This window comes from Massilia sp. CCM 8734 (assembly GCF_011682155.1).
GTDB lineage: Bacteria > Pseudomonadota > Gammaproteobacteria > Burkholderiales > Burkholderiaceae_D > Telluria_A > Telluria_A rubra.
In genome coordinates this window covers 62793-80661 of sequence record NZ_WHJI01000005.1, presented here as the reverse complement: position 1 = coordinate 80661, position 17869 = coordinate 62793, and the positions used below count along the sequence as shown (strand labels likewise).

The following is a 17869-nucleotide window of genomic DNA, read 5'->3' as shown; positions in this document are numbered from 1 at the left end:
ATCTCTTCCTTACTTCCAAATATTCCAGGATGTCTGCATCCAGCCAGCGACCAGGACCAGCCACACCAGGCAAATTGGAATGAAAATCTTCCAGCCGAGGCGCATGATCTGGTCATAGCGATAGCGCGGGAAGGTGCCGCGAACCCAGATGAACAGCGAGACAATCACAAAGGCCTTGGCGAACAGCCAGAAGAAGCCGAGGAAACCGCCCAGTACGCCGCCAACTTCGAGGAAGGCGAACGGTGCGTGCCAGCCGCCCAGGAACATGATCGAGGCCAGGGTGCCGATCAGGATCATGTTGGCGTATTCGGCCAGCATGAACATGGCGTAGGACATGCCCGAGTACTCGACCATGTGACCGGCCACGATTTCCGATTCGCCTTCGACGACGTCGAACGGGGAACGGTTGCATTCGGCCAGGCCCGAGGTCAGGTACACCACGAACAGCGGCAACAGCGGCCACACGTTCCACGACAGCATGGAGACGCCGTGCGCCACGCCCCAACCCATGTTCTGGCCGGCGACGATGTCGGAGAAATTCAGGCTGCCCGAGACCATCAAAATCACCACCAGCACGAAGCCGATCGGAATTTCGTACGAAATCATCTGGGCCGAGGCGCGCATCGCGCCCATGAACGAGTATTTCGAGTTCGACGCCCAGCCGGCGATGATGATGCCGTACACCTCGATCGAGGTGATCGCCATCAGCAGCAACAGGCCGGCGTTGATGTCGGCCAGGGCCACGCCCGGACCGAAGGGCACCACCACCCAGGCGGCCAGCGCCGGCATGATGGTCATGATCGGACCGAGGATGAACAGGCCGCTCGAAGCTTTGGTCGGCACCACGATCTCTTTGAACAAGAGTTTGAGCGCATCGGCGATCGGCTGCAGCAAGCCCATTGGACCCACGCGGTTGGGGCCGACGCGGATCTGGATCCAGCCGATCAGCTTGCGTTCCCACAGGGTCGCGTAGGCAACCAGGCCCATCAGCGGCAACAGGACGCACATGATCTTGACCATGGTCCAGATCAGCGGCCAGACGTAGCCGATGTTGGTGGCACCCCAGGCGTTGACGCCATCAATCATTTCAGGCAGAGCCATCAGACCCCCTCCCCTGCTTTTTCAACTGTGATCGCACCGAACATCGCGCCCAAGGTGGCGGTCAGCGGATGCGCCGAAGCGACACGCACGGTGTTGGCCGGCAGGCGGGCATCGACGCCGGCGACCAGGATGGCCGAGCCAAGACCTTGCGACACCTTCACCTTGGCGCCGGCCTGCACGCCCAGCTTTGCGGCCAGGTCGGACGGCAAGGTCACCAGCGGCGCGTTGGCGTCGGCGGTGCGCAGCAGCGGTTCGGAACGGCGCGCGATGGCGTCGGCAAAATAGATCGGCACGTCGGTGACGCGTTCCAGCGCGGTGCCGGTGCCGTAGGCGGCGCTCTTCAACGCGGCCTTGCCGGTGTTGTTCAGCTTGGCCGACAGGTCGGTCACGTCTTTGCCGAACAGCTCGTCGCGGATCGCTTCGGAGGTGTCGTACTCGAAACCGGACAGGCCCAGCAGGTTGCCCAGCACGCGCAGCACTTTCCATGCCGGGCGGGTGTCGCCGAGCGGCTTGACGGTGCCGTTGAAACTTTGCGCGCGGCCTTCGCAGTTCACGAACGTGCCCGAGGTTTCGCTGAATGGCGACACCGGCAACAGCACGTCGGCGTACTCGAAACCATGCTGGAAGGCCGACATGACGACGACCATCTCGGCGGCGTCCAACGCGGCGCGCGCTTGTTGCGGGTTGGCGCAATCGAGTTCCGGCTCGGCATTGAGCAGCACATAGGCTTTTTTCGGTACCGAAAACACTGGCGCCGCGTTCTTGGCGAACGCGCCGACCAGGTAAGCGCCGACCGTGTTGGCGGCCTCGGTCAGGTAACCGAACTTGGCGCCGGTCTGTTCGGCGATCCACTGCGCAGCCGCGTGCAGCGCGGACGCTTGCGGATGGTGCGCGGCGGCGTTGCCGAGCAAGACCACGCCCGGCAGGTTTTCGTCGCCGGTGTTCAGGCTGGCGGCAATCGCCTTGGCAGCGTCGCTTGCTTCGATGTTCTCGAAACCGCTTGGTGCGGCCACGCCCTTGGCGGCGGCGACCGCAGCCACGATGCTTGATAAGGCGGCGAGCCAGTCGGACGGCGCGGCGATGATCTTGTTGGCGGTCGGGATCAACAGTTCGTCATCCGACGCATGCACCAGCGACAGCTTGGCGCCGCCCTTGACGGCAGCGCGCAGGCGCGTGGCGACCAGCGGATGATCCTTGCGGATGAAGGAACCGATGACCAGCGCGCGCTTAACAAGCGACAATTCGGCGATCGGCATGCCCAGCCACGGCGTGACCTGGCCGTCCAGCGCGAAGTCGCTCTGGCGCAGGCGGAAGTCGACGTGCTCGGAACCGATGCCGCGAATCGCCTTTTGCAGCAAATGCAGCTCTTCGACGGTCGAATGGGCGGTGGCGACGGCGGCGATGCTGTCGGCGCCATGCTCGTGCTTGATGTTGCGCAAGCCGTGCGCCACGTATTCGAGCGCGGTCTGCCAGTCGGTCTCGGCCCACTGGCCGCCCTGCTTGATCATTGGCTTGGTCAGGCGCGAGCCGTTGTCCAGCGCTTCGTACGAGAAACGGTCTTTGTCCGAAATCCAGCACTCATTGATGCTGTCGTTTTCCAGCGGCAGCACGCGCATGACTTTGCCGCCCTTGACCTGGACGATCAGGTTGGTGCCGAGCGAATCGTGCGGGCTGACCGATTTGCGGCGCGACAGTTCCCAGGTACGGGCGCTGTAGCGGAACGGCTTGGAGGTCAGTGCGCCGACCGGACACAGGTCGATCATATTGCCCGACACTTCCGAGTCGACGGTCTTGCCGACGAAGGAAGTGATTTCGGCATGTTCGCCACGGCCCAGCATGCCCAGTTCCATGACGCCCGCCACTTCCTGGCCGAAACGTACGCAACGGGTGCAGTGGATGCAACGGGTCATCTCTTGCATCGAGATCAGCGGGCCCGCATCTTTCGGCGGAACCACGCGTTTTTCTTCTTCGTAGCGCGAGTTCGACTTGCCGTAGCCAACCGCCAGGTCTTGCAACTGGCATTCGCCGCCCTGGTCGCAGATCGGGCAGTCGAGCGGGTGGTTAATCAGCAAGAATTCCATCACGGATTTCTGTGCCTGTACCGCCTTCTCGCTGTTCGAACGCACGATCATGCCCGCCGAGACCGGCGTGGCGCAAGCCGGCAAAGGCTTGGGCGCCTTCTCGACTTCGACCAGGCACATGCGGCAGTTGGCTGCGATCGACAATTTCTTGTGATAGCAGAAGTGCGGAATGTAGGTGCCCAGCTTGTTGGCCGCGTCCATCACCATGCTACCTGGTGGGACTTCTACCTTCTTACCGTCAATTTCAATTTCAACCATGAGATTTCTCTGGCCTTAGATATAAGCAGGCACCAGACAGTGCTTGTGCTCGATGTGATATTCAAATTCTTCGCGGAAGTTCTTCACGAAAGCGCGTACCGGCATCGCCGCCGCATCACCGAGGGCGCAAATGGTGCGGCCCTGGATGTTGTCGGCGATCGAGTTGAGCATGTCCAGGTCGTCGGGACGGCCCTGGCCGTGCTCGATGCGGTGGACCATGCGGTACATCCAGCCCGTGCCTTCGCGGCACGGCGTGCACTGGCCGCAAGACTCTTCATAATAGAAATACGACAGGCGCAGCAGCGACTTGACCATGCAGCGCGTCTCGTCCATGACGATCACGGCGCCCGAACCGAGCATGGAGCCGGCCTTGGCGATCGAATCGTAGTCGAGATCGGTGTTCATCATGAGCTCGCCACGGATCACCGGGGCGGACGAACCGCCGGGAATGACCGCCTTGATCTTTTTACCGCCGCGCATGCCGCCAGCCAGTTCCAGCAGCTTGGCGAACGGCGTGCCGAGCGGCACTTCGTAGTTGCCCGGCAAGTTGACGTCGCCCGAGATCGAGAAAATCTTGCTGCCGCCATTGTTCGGCTTGCCGATGGCGGCGTACTTCTCGCCACCCATGTTCAGCAGGAACGGCACGGCGGCAAACGTTTCGGTATTGTTGATCGTGGTCGGCTTGCCGTACAGGCCGAACGAGGCCGGGAACGGCGGCTTGAAGCGCGGCTGTCCCTTTTTGCCTTCGAGCGACTCCAACAAGGCGGTTTCTTCGCCGCAGATGTAGGCGCCGTAGCCGTGCGCGGCGTGCAGCTGGAAGCAAAATTCGCTGCCCATGATCTTGTCGCCCAAGAAGCCGGCGGCGCGCGCCTCGTCCAGTGCGTCTTCAAAGCGCGCGTATTCGGCCCAGATTTCGCCGTGGATGTAGTTGTAGCCGACCGTGATGCCCATCGCGTAGGCGCCGATGGCCATGCCTTCGATCAGCGCGTGCGGATTGTAGCGAATGATGTCGCGGTCCTTGAACGTGCCCGGCTCGCCTTCGTCGGTATTGCAGACGAGGTATTTCTGGCCCGGAAACTGGCGCGGCATGAAGCTCCACTTCAAGCCCGTCGGGAAACCGGCGCCGCCACGGCCGCGCAGGGAACCGGCCTTGAGTTCGGCGATGATCGCTTCCGGCGTGATTTTTTCTTCCAGGATGCGGCGCAGCGCGGCGTAGCCGCCACGGTTCACGTAATCCTGCAAGTGCCAGTTCTGGCCGTCGAGGCCGGCCAGGATGACCGGGTCGATGTGACGTGAATGGAGCGATGTCATTTCTTGAGTTCCTCGACCAGTGCATCGATTTTGCTGTCCGACATCAGGCTGCACATGCGCTTGTTATTGACCAGCATCACCGGCGCATCGGCGCAGGCGCCCATGCACTCGCCTTCGACCAGCGTGAACTGGCCGTCGGCCGAGGTGGCGCGGTAGCCGATGCCGAGTTTTTCTTGCAGATAGTGACCGGCGTGCTCGCCGCCCGACAGGGCGCACGGCAGGTTGGTGCACACGGAAATCTTGTACTTGCCGACCGGCTTGACGTTGTACATATTGTAGAAAGTCGCCACTTCCTGCACGGCGATGGCCGGCATGCCGAGGTAATCGGCGACATCCTGCATCACTTCCGGCGGGAGCCAGCCTTTTTCATCCTGCGCAATGGCGAGCGCCGCCATGACCGCGGACTCTTTATGGTCGGGCGGATACTTGGCGACTTCACGGTCGATTTTTTTGTAAGACTGCTCTGATAACAACATGGTTGTGCCTCAAATGGTCGACTGCTTAGCGGTCGATACTGCCGAATACGATGTCCTGGGTGCCGATGATGGTGACGGCGTCGGCGAGCATGTGGCCGCGCGCCATTTCATCCAGGCTTTGCAAGTGCGCATAGTCCGGGGCGCGGATCTTCAGGCGGTACGGCTTGTTGGCGCCGTCCGACACGATGTAGATGCCGAACTCGCCCTTCGGATGCTCGACCGCGGCATACGCCTCGCCCGGCGGCACGTGGAAGCCTTCGGTAAACAGCTTGAAGTGGTGAATCAGCGACTCCATGTTCGACTTCATCTCGGTGCGGCGCGGTGGCGCAACCTTGTGGTTGTCGGTCATGACCGGGCCCGGATTGGCGCGCAGCCAGCGCGATGCCTGCTGGATAATGCGGTTCGACTGGCGCATTTCTTCCACGCGCACCAGGTAGCGGTCGTAGCAATCGCCATTGGTGCCGACCGGCACGTCGAAATCCATCTTGTCGTACACGGCGTAGGGCTGCTTCTTGCGCAAGTCCCACTCCACGCCCGAGCCGCGCAGCATGGGGCCGGTAAAGCCCATGGCCTTGGCCGCTTCCGGGCTGACCACGCCGATGCCGACGGTACGCTGTTTCCAGATACGGTTGTCGGTCAGCAGGGTCTCGTACTCGTCCACATACGTGACGAAACGCTTGGAAAAGTCGTCGAGGAAGTCGAGCAGCGAGCCCTGGCGGTGTTCGTTCAGTTCGTCGATGGCCTTGGCGCTGCGGATGATCGACGCTTTGTGCTTGGGCATCGCGTCCGGCAGGTCGCGGTACACGCCGCCCGGGCGGTAGTAGGCTGCGTGCATGCGCGCCCCGGACACCGCTTCGTAGCAGTCGAACAAGTCTTCGCGGTCGCGGAAGGCGTACAGGAAGGGGCCCATGGCGCCGACGTCGAGCGCGTGCGTGCCGAGCCACATCAGGTGGTTCAGCAAGCGCGTGATTTCGTCGAACATGACGCGGATATATTGGGCGCGCACGGGCACCTCGATGCCCAGCAGCTTTTCGATCGCCAACACGTAACCGTGCTCATTGCTCATCATCGACACATAGTCGAGACGGTCCATGTACGGCACGGTTTGCAGGTAAGTGCGGGTTTCGGCCAGTTTTTCGGTGGCGCGATGCAGCAGGCCGATGTGCGGATCGGCGCGCTGGATGACTTCGCCGTCGAGCTCGAGCACCAGGCGCAGCACGCCGTGCGCGGCCGGGTGCTGCGGACCGAAGTTGAGGGTGTAGTTCTTAATTTCAGCCAAGGTTTTTGCTCCCAGGATTCATCCCGTAGGTTTCTTCGCGGATCACGCGCGGAATGATTTCACGCGGCTCGATCGTCACGGCTTGGTAGATCACGCGCTTCTGTTCCGGGTCGTAACGCATTTCGACGTAACCGGAAATCGGGAAGTCCTTGCGGAACGGATGGCCGATGAAGCCGTAGTCGGTCAGGATGCGGCGCAGGTCGTTGTGACCTTCGAACAGGATGCCGAACAGGTCGAACGCTTCGCGTTCGTACCAGTTGGCGGCGCGCCACAGTTCGACCACGGAGGCTAGCACCGGGGTATCGTCGTCTTCGGCGAACACGCGCACGCGCACGCGCCAGTTGTGTTCGATCGACAGCAGGTGCGAGACGGCCGCGAAACGCGCGCCCTCCCAGGTACCTTCGCCGTAGGTGGAGTAATCCACGCCGCACAGGTCGAGCAATTGTTCGAAATGGAGGGCCGGATGGTCGCGCAGGGTCTGCATCGCGGCGTAATAGCCGGCGGCCTTGACCACTACGGTCACTTCGCCCAGCGCCACCGTAATAGCGGCGCCCTCACCCAGTGCGGTACGCAGGGCGAGTTCAAGGGCTTCGAGTTTTGTCGTCATGGTGGAAACCGCTTCTTAACGTGCGATGGTATTAGTGCGCTTGATCTTGTTCTGCAGTTGCAGAATCCCGTACAGCAGCGCTTCGGCGGTCGGCGGACAGCCCGGCACGTAGACATCGACCGGCACGATGCGGTCGCAACCACGCACCACCGAGTACGAATAGTGATAATAGCCGCCGCCGTTGGCGCACGAGCCCATCGAGATGACCCAGCGCGGTTCCGGCATCTGGTCGTAGACCTTGCGCAGGGCCGGCGCCATCTTGTTGCACAGCGTGCCGGCGACGATCATCACGTCGGACTGGCGCGGCGAGGGACGGAACACGACGCCGAAGCGGTCCATGTCGTAGCGGGCCGCGCCCGTGTGCATCATTTCGACGGCGCAGCAAGCCAGGCCGAACGTCATCGGGAACATCGACCCGGTACGCGCCCAGTTGATCAGCTTGTCTGCTGTCGTGGTGATGAAACCTTCGTTTAATACGCCTTCAATTGACATGGCTTATTCCCAATCAAGGGCACCTTTCTTCCAGATATACCAAAAACCGACCACAAACTCGGCGATGAAGACCATCATCGTCACGAAGCCGGACCAGCCCAGTTCACGCATGGAAACGCCCCATGGGAAGAAGAATGCCGTTTCCAGATCAAACAAAATAAACAGGATTGCCACCAGGTAGTAGCGGACATCGAACTTCATGCGCGCGTCTTCGAACGCTTCGAAGCCGCACTCGTAAGGCGACAGCTTGGCGGAATCGGGCTTATGGGGAGAGAGCAGATATCCCAGTACCTGCGGGACGACACCGACACCGATGCCAACCAGGATGAACAACAGGACGGGGAAGTAATTATCGAGGTTCACTTGATGGAGCCTATGTTGAACGATCGGTTAATGAAACACTGCATGTCGCAGCGCCCTACCGCACGAACCTGGCTTGAACCTTGCCACCAGGACCGTACGACTGATCCTCGCAAAAAAGCCAGCTTAGGCATAAACATGTTCGCTTATGCAACCTTGCTGGCTTTTATATTCTTGGTGCCGACGGCGAGACTCGAACTCGCACAGGCTTTCGCCCACTACCCCCTCAAGATAGCGTGTCTACCAATTTCACCACGTCGGCATTGAGTCCGCTATTCTAACATTGTTACATCACTGTATTCAATGCAAAATTGCGCGAAAACAAGGATAAAACAGAAAAACTTTACTTCTTTTTGATACCGGCCAATATGCAGCCTTACTGCCTGCACTAATACTCTGTGCGCGGGCAGTATTCTAACAGAAAACGATTACTTTGGCAGCTGATTAGCAGGTGCTGGTGGAACAGTTGCTGGCGCAGTCGCCGGAGCGGCTGCCGGCGTAGCGCCGCCGGTGGTGACCGACGCTGGCGGCGCGGCTGGTGTCGCCAGCGGTGCAGTTGGTGCGACTGGCGCAGCGGTCGGGATCGCGGCCGAGCCGGTCACTGGCGCTGGCGCGGTCACTGCGGCGCGGTCCATCAGGCCGCCGCCGGTGGTGCCGGTGTTGGTCTTGGCAAAATACGCCAGGCCCAGGGTGGCGCCGAAAAACACCGCGGCGGCCACGCCGGTCGACTTCGACATGAAGTTCGACGAGCCGGTGGCGCCGAACAGGCTGCCGGAAGCGCCGGAACCGAAAGCCGCACCCATATCGGCGCCCTTGCCATGCTGCAGCAATACCAGGCCGATGATCGCCAGAGCGGAAAGAACCTGTACAACAACTACCAGATTGAACAACGTGTTCATTGCTTATTCCATTCCAAGTTTAACAACAATAATAGTTCAATTGGCCGCATGAAGAATGGCGAGGAAATCCGCCGCCTTCAATGCCGCCCCGCCGATGAGGCCACCGTCGATATCTGGCTGGGCCATCAATTCAAGGGCGTTATCGGGCTTCATGCTGCCGCCGTACAAAATCTGCACTGTCTCGGCCGCTACTGCATTCTTCGCCATCAGTTGCGCGCGCAACTGGGCGTGGACTTCCTGGGCCATGGCCGGCGTGGCGGTCTTGCCGGTGCCGATTGCCCAGACTGGCTCGTAGGCGACGACGATCTGCGCCACGCGCTCGCCCACCAGGTCGAGCACGGCGCCGAGCTGGCCCGACACCACGGCCACGGTCTGGCCGGCGTCGCGTTCGGCCAGGGTTTCGCCGACGCACACGATCGGGACCATGCCGGCGTCGAGCACGGCGACGGCTTTTTTCGCCACCAGCTCGCTGCTTTCGGCATGGTAGGCGCGCCGCTCGGAGTGGCCGACGATCACGTAGGCGCAGGCGAAATCGGCCAGCATGGAAGCGGCAACTTCGCCGGTGAAGGCGCCGCCCGGCTGCGCCGAGACGTCTTGCGCACCCCAGGCGAGCGCGCTACCGGCCAGGACATCCTGGCACTGGGCCAGATAGGGCGCCGGCGCGCACACGGCGCAAGAGGCCTTAGTAATGTCAGCGGCATTGACGCCCGCGACGATGCCGGCCAACAGGCTTGCATTCGCGGCACGGTTGCCGTTCATCTTCCAATTTCCTACGACCAGTTTGCGACGCATAGTAGCCCAGATTTAATTAACCCGCTATTTTAACCCCCGATCCGATGTCGGTCAAACAAAGGCCGGGGTCAGTTGCCAACCGATCACAGCACTTGCAACATGATCTTCCCGATATGGGTAGAACTCTCCATCAGGACATGCGCCTGGGCGGCCTGTGCGAGCGGAAAAGTCTGGAAAATCACGGGGCGGATCTTGCCTTGCCCGATCAGCGGCCAAACCTTGTCGCGCAGTTTGGCGGCGATGGCGCCCTTGAAGGCGACCGGACGCGGCCGCAGGGTCGAGCCGGAGATGGTCAGGCGACGGCGCAGCACCTGGCCGAGGTCGAGATTCGCCTTGGCGCCGCCCAGCAGCGCGATCAGGGCGATGCGGCCATCGTCGGCCAGGCAATCGATTTCGCGCGGAATATAGTCGCCGCCGACCATGTCGAGGATGACGTCGACGCCCTTGTTGTCGGTGAGCGACTTGAGCACGGCGACGAAGTCCTCGGTCTTGTAGTCGATGCCGCGTTCGGCGCCAAGCGACTCGGTGGCGCGGCACTTGTCGGCGCTGCCGGCGGTGGCGAACACGCGGTGGCCGAGCGCGGCGGCGAGCTGGATGGCGCTCACGCCGATGCCGGAGGTGCCGCCCTGCACCAGCAGGGTCTCGCCCCCGGACAGGTGGGCGCGGTCGAACACATTGCTCCAGACCGTGAAGAAGTTTTCGGGCAGGGACGCCGCTTCGAGCGGGGACAGGCCCTTCGGCACCGGCAGGCACTGTTGCAACGGCGCGGCGCAGTATTCGGCGTAGCCGCCGCCCTGGACCAGGGCGCACACCATGTCGCCTTTGGCGAAGGTGCTGCCGGCCAGGTCGCCGTCGACGATTTCGCCGGCTACTTCGAGGCCGGGCAGGTCGGAGGCGCCGGGCGGGACCGGATAGTGGCCGAGGCGTTGCAGCACGTCGGGACGGTTGATGCCGGCCGCGTGCACGCGGATCAGCACTTCGCCGGCTTTCAGTTCAGGAACGGGACGCTCGCACAGTTGCAATACATCGGCAGGACCGGGCTGTTTGATTTCGATGGCACGCATGAAATGGGGGCTCGCTTGGGGGCAAAAGGCGATTGTACGGGATGTGGGGGATGCGTGTTTTTGCACGGCGCCGCCCAGGACAGCAGCATGCCCGGAGACATGGCAAGCCCGTACACGTCAATGGTCTTTAATCAGCCTGGCGGCGCGTGTGTACGGCAGCATCTGCCCTTGCGTCAGGCACTACTTACCGTTGCGGCACTGCCCTCTTGTTCGAATCTCCCGTGTCGACCCGCTGTTTTTGTTTTAGTCTTTGTTTTTAAGACATTCCACGCATTCATAAATTCCACCCAATACCAGCTCAACTTTTTCCATGTCGCCTTCCGTCAAAAGAAATTTCTTCCCACGAAACTCCGACGCCGCTTTTGTCGATAAAAGATATGCGATTTCATTTTCCCAGGATATTCAGATCCAGCAGTACCGGTCGTTAAACATCAAAAGTCATATCACACCGGACAGTGTTACCTGGACAGTACATCGCAATGGGAACAGGATCACTCATAGTGCAGTTGCAAAACTCATTATCTATATGACGAAGTGTGGCTTTGTTTGCGCAGGGTGTCGATACAAGAACGGATGACGCAGAAATTCCCGGCGCCGTCGAGGAGGGAGCGCCCAAGCGCTGCGACGCCAGCGCACAGGATAGCAGCGCCTACCCCGCCCCTGCTCCACTGCGCGACTGCGTCGGCAACGGCGTGCCCGGCTTCCACGCGCGCGACAAGGCCTGCGCCTCGTCGATCTGCTCCTGCGTCATGCGCCTGGCGATCGCCGCGCGCTGTTCGGTGGCGTTGGCGTTGCCGCTGGCCGCCGCCAGGTTCCACAACATATACGCCAGCACCTTATCCTGCGGCATGCCGGCCGCGTGATAGCGGTACATCAAGCCCAGCGCATGCTGCGCCTCGGCATGACCCTGCTCGGCGGCCTTGCGGAACCACCCGATCGCCGCCTTGTGATCGAGCGGCACGGCGTTGCCTGTGTAATACATCGCCCCCACCACATACTGCGCGTCGGCCTTGCCCTGCTCGGCCGCCTTGCGGTGCCACAGCATGGCCTGCTTGTAATCGCGCGCCACCCCGCGTCCCATGTAATACATGAGCCCGAGCAAATGCTGCGCGTCCACATGCCCGGCCCTCGCCAGCGGCGCGACTTCTTTCAGCGCATGCGCATAGTCGCGCGCATTGTAGGCGTTGGCGCCTTCGGTAAACCCGGCGACCGCACTGCCGTGCAGGCCGGCCGCGATCAGTATCGCAAAGAAGAATTTTTTCATGGTGCGAGTCATGGGGCGCGCGTGCATGACGCTCATTTCCAAGTGACCTTGCCGAGGCCTTCGACGCTGACGTTGCGGCTGGGTGGCTTGCCGTACACCGTCACCGACCCCATGCCGTTCAGGCGCAGGTTGGCGCTCTGGCGCGCCATCACCGTGGCGTTGCCCAGCCCGTTCAGGTCGACATTCACGCTGTCGACCTGGAAGTGCTGCGCATCGAGTCCGCCCAGCCCGCCCAGGCTGGCCCTGAGCCACTTGGCGCGTCCGCTCAACTTGACATATCCTGCCCCGCGCAGCGCCAGTTCGACGCCCTCGCTGGCCACACCCTGCAAGTCCAGGCTGCCGACCCCGCCCAGGCTGGCGCTGACGACGCGGTAGGTGCAGTTGACTTTCATCGAGCCGGCCCCTTCCAGCGACAGGTCGAGCTCGTCGCCGGCAAAGCCGCTGACCTCGGTCGAGCCGAAGCTGTCGGACGACACTTCGCGCAAGCTCGGCAGGGTCAGTTCAGCCCGCGCACGCGCGCCGCGCGCGGCGCCGCCAATGCTGATGGTGTCGCCGTGCTGCTCGGTGGTGACGCTGCCCAAGGCGCGCCGGGCGCCGCTGATGACCAGGCTGGGCACGGCGCCCTGGCGCAGGTGCAGGTCGATCGCGCCATCGAGCCGGACGCGCCGGGCGCTGGCGTCGATCGTCCGCGTTTCGGTCGCACTGTCGTCGGCGGCGCCGGCCGTGGCGAGCGGGGCCAGGGCCAGCGCCGCCGCCAGCGCGCCGGCTTTGAAAAAATCAATCATGGTGCGTCTTTCGCGTTTTCTTATCGTGGCTTGCCTGGCGCCTGCGCCAGCAGCAAGTCGGACGGCATGCCAGCTTATTGCGGCAGCCGGGCTTTTTCGGCGGCGCTCAGGCGGCGCGCGCTGACCACGACCACCGGAATGGCGGACTCGACATTAGCGCTGGCGGCCAGCGGCGCGCTGCGCTGGGCTGGCGCCGGCGCGCCGGCCGTGGCGAAGGTGCTGGCGCCGATCACGGCGACGACGGCAAGAAAAATGGCTTCCATGTGTTTGGCGATGTTCATGATGAGCTCCTCGTGTTCGGTTTAGTGACGTGGCGGTATGGTGTGACTTTAGCCACATGGCGCGCCTGTCTCCAGCCGATTGCGATGAACTGCATTTTTCGCCACCTGGTCCAGCGAAAATGCGCGATGAGGCGTCACGCGCAGGTTTGCCAGTTGACGAGCCCACGCTTGCGGCCGATACTCGTGCACCATGTCCGCGCCCACTTCCACGTCCACCACCGCCCCCTCGCCCGATGCGATTGTCGTCGGCAGCGGACCGGGCGGCGCCAGCGTGGCGCGCGAACTGGCCGCACGCGGCCTGCGCGTGCTGATCCTGGAACAGGGCAGCGCCGCCCCATTGAAAGGCACCCTGGCCCAGATGGCGCGCATCGCCGCCGTTCCCGGCAAAGGCGCCTTTATCCACCGCGACGCCTCACTGCTGGTGCAGGGCATCAACGCCGGCGGCAGCTCCAGCATCAATTTCGCCACCGCCGCCGATCCGCCCCTGGCCCGCTTCGCCGCCCTCGGCATCGACCTGGGGCCGGCCTTGCAGGCGCTGCGCGCCGAACTGCCGATCGGCCCGCTTCCGGATTCCCTGGTCGGCCCGGCGGCAAGCCGCATCATGCAAGGCGCCCTGGCCTTGGGCATGGACTGGCGCAAGCTCGACAAGATGATCCGCCCGCAACTGTGCCGCCCGGGTTGCTGGCGTTGCGTCTATGGCTGCCCGTTCGGGGCCAAGTGGAGCGCGCGCGACTTCATCGGGCAGGCCTGCGCCCACGGCGCCACCCTGCTCGACCAGGCCCGCGCCACGCGCGTGCTGGTGCAGAACGGCAAGGCGGCCGGGGTCGAATACATGCGTGGAGGCAAGCTGGAACAGGCGCTGGCGCCGCTGGTGATCCTGGCCGGCGGCGGCGTCGGCAGCCCGCGCCTGCTGCACGGCAGCGGCTTGCGCGCCCAGTCCAGCAGCCTGTTCAGCGATCCGGTGGTGGCGGTGATGGGCACGGTGGACGGCCTCGACGGTGGCGCCGAGGTGCCGATGGCGGCCGGCATGCGCCTGGACGACGCCGGCATCTCGCTGGCCGACATGACCCTGCCCAAGCCGATGTACCAGGCCTTCACGGCGCAGGCGGGCCGCTTCGACCGCCTGTTCGCGCACCGGCGCACGCTCTCGATCATGGTCAAGATCGCCGACCAGGCCGGCGGCGCGGTGGGGCCGCGCTGGGTCGACAAGACCCTGCACCGGCGCGATCGCGACAAGCTGGCCCGGGGCGAAGCGATGGCGCGCGCCATCCTGGCCGGCTGCGGCGCCACGCACGTCTTCAAAAGCCACCATTTCGCCGCGCATCCGGGCGGCAGCGTGCGCATCGGCGACGGCGTCGACGCCACTCTGCAAGCCGGCGCGGCAGGCGTGTATGTGTGCGACGCCTCGGTCATTCCGGGGCCGTGGGGCTTGCCGCCGACCTTGACCTTGCTGTGCCTGGGCAAATGGCTGGGCCAGCGCCTGGCGCGCTAGTCAGCTGGCCAGCGCGCCGTTCAGCGCCGCATGCACCAGATCGTCGATTTCACCCGTGATCAGGGTCATGGAGCTGGCCACCACCGAAAACTCCTTGCCGGCCTGGCCGGCGCGTGCGGCGACGATCTGGGCGTTAAAAGCGACCATGCGGGCCTGCTTGGCGATGGTCTGGATGTCGCCCATCATCACTTGCAACTGGCGTCTTTGCAGCTGGGCGTGGCGCTTCGATTGTTCTTCATACACCAGGGTCAGCCCGTTGAGCACGCTCAGCAGGGCGGTGGCGCTGCGCACCAGCTCATCTAGCAGCGCGGGCGCGCCGCGGCCTTCGCCGACGATGGCGTCGAGCGTCGATCCGGCCAGCGCGATGAAGTCGCGGATCACGCGGTCGCCCTGCAACACGCCAAAATAGGCCTCGCGCAAGGGGGCGCAGAACACGCCCGGCAAGCCGCCCTTGCCTTCCACCAGGGTCAGATGCGTTTCGCGCAACTGCGCCAGCGTCTCGCGCGCGGTAGCCGCCGCGCCGTCGTGGCCCATCGAGGCCAGTACGGCGTACAACACCACGCGCTGCGAGGTGAAGCGGCGCCGGCCGGACAGGTTGATCAGTGCGCCAAAGACATCGCCGGACAGCTTGGCCCCGGCAAATCCATCGTCGCGCGGGCGTTCCAGTGTGCTCGCATCTTCCAACATGGTGTTCTCCTTCTCCGCGCCGGCGGCGACTTCGCCAGCCGGACAGAGGCAACAGATGCAGGTTCCGTGCCAGCGCCCACGCGCGATTTTTGCTATGGGCTCACCAAGTTAGCGCAATGCGGCACAAAGCGAGCACCAAAGCAGTCCGCCACATCCCAACATGATGCGCGCCTGTCGTGTTGACCTGGCTTAACTGAACAATAACTTATGATTTACTTAAAGCATCGCCTCCTAAATTTCTCGCCTTCCTGTAGGAATAGGACTACATACACAAATGATATAGACAGAAATGGTGCTCTGCAACAGAAGTCAAGCGAGCTCTTCACTATGAAGATGCGCGTGCAATAGTATTTCCATATCAATAAAGCGTTCTCTGTAGAAAATTGCAACGAAATGTAAAGAAACGAGCTCATCCTTACCACTGTCACAAGCCAATGTTAGATTGGCCTCTCGCGTACACATACGTGATCCAAGCCACAATCCGGCCTTAACAAAAGGCAATTTTAATAGGTGCAATATGATGAAAAAATCTAAAGTTTTCCTGTCGGCCATCGCGCTGGCATCCGCCGCCCTGGTATCGAGCCAGGCTTCCGCTGTCGAGATCATCAACAACTCGACCCTGGAGCTGGTCGACAACTTCGCTGAAGCCGACGGTTTCTTCAAAGGCGGTCAAAAAGGCGACACCTTCGTCGACAACTACAGCTTCACCCTGGCCCAGGCTGGCGAATTCGCCGCTGGCGTCCTGTCGATCACCGGCAACGCTAAAAACGGCCTGGACATCACCGCTTTCAACCTGATCGACAGCGCCGGCTCGCTGTTCGGCGGCACCCTGCTGTCGACCGGCGCGACCGACCAGTGGTCGCTGTCGACCTCCAGCCTGAGCGCTGGCGCCTACACGATCCAGGTCAAAGGCACCATCCTGTCGAACGCAGCGGGTCGCTACTCGGCCAACATCGCTCTGGCGCCAGTACCTGAGCCAGAAACCTACGCCATGATGCTCGCCGGCCTCGGCCTGCTGGGCTTCACCGCTCGCCGCCGCAACAAAAAGGCAGCAGCCGCCGCACTGGCAGCGTAAGCTTTACGCGCCTCGCATGAAAAACCTCGCGCCCCCCCCCTGGCGCGGGGTTTTTTTTCGCATGCATATGTTTGCTTAAAAACCAACGTACGTTAAGATACTTCGCCATGCAGCGGGCCCCGCCCCTGCAGCCAAGCTTCGTTTACCAGGTTTTTATCGTGAGGTCATCCATGCGCATGCGCCAACTCCCCGTTCTCATCGCCGGACTTTCCCTGTCGCTGTCCGCATTCGCGGCCGCTGGCGACAGCTGGAACATTCCCGTCAACGTCAAGAAGCTCGATAACGGCCTGACCGTGATCGTCTCGCCCGACCATACCTCGCCCACCGTCGGCGTGAGCGTGGTGTACCACGTGGGCATGCGGCTCGAACCGAAAAACCGCACCGGCTTCGCCCACCTGTTCGAACACCTGATGTTCCAGGGCACGCCAAACGCGCCGAAGGGCGTGTTCGACAAGACCATCACCGGCGGCGGCGGGCGCAACAACGGCTCGACCCGGCCCGACTTCACCAACTATATAGAGACGGCGCCGGTATCGTCGATCGAGTCGATCCTGTGGCTCGAAGCGGACCGCATGAAGACGCTCGACTTCAACGAGAAGACCCTGAAGAACCAGCAGGACGTGGTCAAGGAAGAAATCCGCGTCAACGTCAAGAACCAGCCGTACGGCGGCTTCATGTGGATCGACATCAACCAGCAAGCGTTCCAGAAGTGGGAAAACAACCACGACGGCTACGGCAGCTTCGCCGACCTGGAAGGCGCCAGCCTGGACGACGTGCGCAATTTCCACCGCGATTACTACGGCCCCAACAACGCGGTACTGGCCATTTCCGGCGACGTGACCCCGGCCCAGGGCTTTGCGCTGGCCAAAAAATACTTCGCCGCCATCCCGAAACGCCCGACCCCGCCCGCCACCGACTTTACCGAGCCGCTGAACACGGCCGAAAAACGCATCGAGCAAAGCGACGCGCTGGCCCAGGTGCCGGCCATTGCCGCCGCCTGGAAAATGCCGGCGCGCGGTAGCCGCGATCTCGCGCCGATGGCGGTGCTGGGCGAGCTGCTGGCCGGCGGCGACGCCTCGGTGCTGTACCAGGGCTTGGTCAAGGGGCGCGAAGTGGCGCTCAACCTGGAAAACCTGTACGGGCTGACCAGCCCGTGGGAATTCGACGGCCCGACCCTGTTTACCGTGTTCGCCCTGTACAAGCCGACCAGCAACGCCGACGCCGTGCTCAAGGGCATCGATGAAGAAATCGCCAAAGTGGCCGCCGGCGGGGTCGATCCGGCCACGCTCAAGCGCGTCAAGACGCGTATGCTGGCCAACTGGTACAACACGCTCGAAAGCTTCATGGACCGCGCCGACACCCTGGCCAAGCTGCAAACCCTGTGGGGCGACGCCAACGTGGCCAACCAGATTCCGGGCTGGATCGATGGCGTGACCTCGGAAGACATCGAGCGCGTCGCGAAAACCTACCTGACCCGCGCCAACCGCACCGTGATCGACCGCAAGCCGGTCGCCAAGACCGCCGCCGTGGCCGCCCCAACGCCCGTGAAGAACTAAGGAGAGCCG

At 62.8% G+C, this 17869-nt stretch carries 18 protein-coding genes and 1 tRNA gene; 3 read left to right on the top strand and 16 right to left on the bottom strand.

From position 1 onward, the window contains the following. Positions 1-9: 9 nt before the first annotated feature. The 15 genes from nuoH to F2P46_RS06705 form a co-directional block, all read right to left on the bottom strand. On the bottom strand, positions 10-1101 hold the full coding sequence (gene nuoH, locus F2P46_RS06775) for an NADH-quinone oxidoreductase subunit NuoH (protein WP_166886572.1): 1092 nt from the start codon (positions 1099-1101) through the stop codon (positions 10-12). After that, positions 1101-3440, bottom strand: coding sequence for an NADH-quinone oxidoreductase subunit NuoG (nuoG, locus tag F2P46_RS06770; protein ID WP_166886569.1), 2340 nt, complete (start codon positions 3438-3440; stop codon positions 1101-1103). Before nuoG ends, nuoH begins: the two co-directional genes overlap by 1 nt. 15 nt (positions 3441-3455) lie before the next feature. Next, positions 3456-4751, bottom strand: coding sequence for an NADH-quinone oxidoreductase subunit NuoF (gene nuoF, locus F2P46_RS06765; protein WP_166886566.1), 1296 nt, complete (start codon positions 4749-4751; stop codon positions 3456-3458). Next, the gene (gene nuoE, locus F2P46_RS06760) at positions 4748-5227 is read right to left on the bottom strand and encodes an NADH-quinone oxidoreductase subunit NuoE (RefSeq protein ID WP_166886563.1); all 480 of its coding nucleotides are present in this window, start codon (positions 5225-5227) and stop codon (positions 4748-4750) included. Before nuoE ends, nuoF begins: the two co-directional genes overlap by 4 nt. Positions 5228-5252: 25 nt before the next feature. Then, on the bottom strand, positions 5253-6506 hold the full coding sequence (locus F2P46_RS06755; protein WP_166886560.1) for an NADH-quinone oxidoreductase subunit D: 1254 nt from the start codon (positions 6504-6506) through the stop codon (positions 5253-5255). After that, the gene (locus tag F2P46_RS06750) at positions 6499-7113 is read right to left on the bottom strand and encodes an NADH-quinone oxidoreductase subunit C (RefSeq protein WP_166886557.1); all 615 of its coding nucleotides are present in this window, start codon (positions 7111-7113) and stop codon (positions 6499-6501) included. The genes F2P46_RS06755 and F2P46_RS06750 overlap by 8 nt, the downstream gene beginning before the upstream one ends. Before the next feature lie 15 nt (positions 7114-7128). Beyond that, positions 7129-7605: an NADH-quinone oxidoreductase subunit B family protein gene (locus tag F2P46_RS06745; RefSeq protein ID WP_054263649.1), complete on the bottom strand. Its 477-nt coding sequence runs from the start codon at positions 7603-7605 to the stop codon at positions 7129-7131. A gap of 3 nt (positions 7606-7608) precedes the next feature. Then, positions 7609-7968, bottom strand: a complete 360-nt coding sequence (locus F2P46_RS06740; protein ID WP_099876556.1) for an NADH-quinone oxidoreductase subunit A — start codon at positions 7966-7968, stop codon at positions 7609-7611. Positions 7969-8140: 172 nt separating this feature from the next. Beyond that, positions 8141-8227 (bottom strand) — tRNA-Leu (locus F2P46_RS06735). Between the two features lie 166 nt (positions 8228-8393). Beyond that, on the bottom strand, positions 8394-8864 hold the full coding sequence (secG, locus tag F2P46_RS06730; protein WP_166886554.1) for a preprotein translocase subunit SecG: 471 nt from the start codon (positions 8862-8864) through the stop codon (positions 8394-8396). Between the two features lie 36 nt (positions 8865-8900). After that, entirely contained in the window at positions 8901-9656 is a 756-nt protein-coding gene (tpiA, locus tag F2P46_RS06725; RefSeq protein ID WP_166886551.1) for a triose-phosphate isomerase, read from the bottom strand. Between the two features lie 83 nt (positions 9657-9739). Next, positions 9740-10720, bottom strand: a complete 981-nt coding sequence (locus F2P46_RS06720; protein WP_166886548.1) for an NAD(P)H-quinone oxidoreductase — start codon at positions 10718-10720, stop codon at positions 9740-9742. 649 nt (positions 10721-11369) lie between these two features. Beyond that, entirely contained in the window at positions 11370-11984 is a 615-nt protein-coding gene (locus F2P46_RS06715; RefSeq protein ID WP_166886545.1) for a tetratricopeptide repeat protein, read from the bottom strand. A 32-nt stretch (positions 11985-12016) separates the two neighbouring features. Next, on the bottom strand, positions 12017-12769 hold the full coding sequence (locus F2P46_RS06710; RefSeq protein WP_166886542.1) for a DUF2807 domain-containing protein: 753 nt from the start codon (positions 12767-12769) through the stop codon (positions 12017-12019). Positions 12770-12843: 74 nt separating this feature from the next. Then, entirely contained in the window at positions 12844-13050 is a 207-nt protein-coding gene (locus F2P46_RS06705) for a hypothetical protein (RefSeq protein ID WP_166886539.1), read from the bottom strand. 190 nt (positions 13051-13240) lie between these two features. Here F2P46_RS06705 and F2P46_RS06700 point away from each other — a divergent pair, with 190 nt between their 5' ends. Then, positions 13241-14542, top strand: coding sequence for a GMC family oxidoreductase N-terminal domain-containing protein (locus tag F2P46_RS06700; protein ID WP_166886536.1), 1302 nt, complete (start codon positions 13241-13243; stop codon positions 14540-14542). On the opposite strand, the gene F2P46_RS06695 is transcribed toward F2P46_RS06700, so the two are convergent. Continuing rightward, positions 14543-15229, bottom strand: coding sequence for a methyl-accepting chemotaxis protein (locus F2P46_RS06695; protein ID WP_166886533.1), 687 nt, complete (start codon positions 15227-15229; stop codon positions 14543-14545). It abuts the gene before it with no gap. 520 nt (positions 15230-15749) lie between these two features. Here F2P46_RS06695 and F2P46_RS06690 point away from each other — a divergent pair. Continuing rightward, entirely contained in the window at positions 15750-16304 is a 555-nt protein-coding gene (locus tag F2P46_RS06690; protein WP_166886530.1) for an FxDxF family PEP-CTERM protein, read from the top strand. Positions 16305-16480: 176 nt separating this feature from the next. Then, the gene (locus tag F2P46_RS06685) at positions 16481-17860 is read left to right on the top strand and encodes a pitrilysin family protein (protein ID WP_229509124.1); all 1380 of its coding nucleotides are present in this window, start codon (positions 16481-16483) and stop codon (positions 17858-17860) included. Positions 17861-17869: the final 9 nt, after the last annotated feature.